This is a genomic window from Megasphaera sp. AF13-6AC, from assembly GCF_027685385.1.
In the GTDB taxonomy this organism is placed as follows: domain Bacteria; phylum Bacillota; class Negativicutes; order Veillonellales; family Megasphaeraceae; genus Megasphaera; species Megasphaera micronuciformis.
This window is the reverse complement of record NZ_JAQCUN010000223.1, coordinates 1-248: the sequence shown is the minus strand read 5'-3', so window position 1 is coordinate 248 and position 248 is coordinate 1. Positions and strand designations below refer to the sequence as shown.

The following is a 248-nucleotide window of genomic DNA, read 5'->3' as shown; positions in this document are numbered from 1 at the left end:
AAGAATATAAGTTGTACCAAATGCCGTAACTTCGGTAAGTAGAATTCTTTTTTCTGTGCACTTGTATTATTGGACATCTTTTACGCCGAACCTTTCTATTAAGTCTAAGCCTCGTGCTGAATGGACGGATGTGAAACCGTTTCTTTCCAGTATTTCCTGACCGTCGGAACGGACGAAATCCGAATAGTCTTCAGCCAACTTTTCATCCTTTACATACTTCATTACATTGAGAGTAAAGGTAAGAGGTG

At 39.5% G+C, this 248-nt stretch carries 1 pseudogene; it reads right to left on the bottom strand.

What is annotated here, in order from left to right:
• Nucleotides 1-66 precede the first annotated feature (66 nt).
• Nucleotides 67-248: pseudogene (locus PGX78_RS08345) on the bottom strand (ABC transporter substrate-binding protein); the annotation flags it as partial.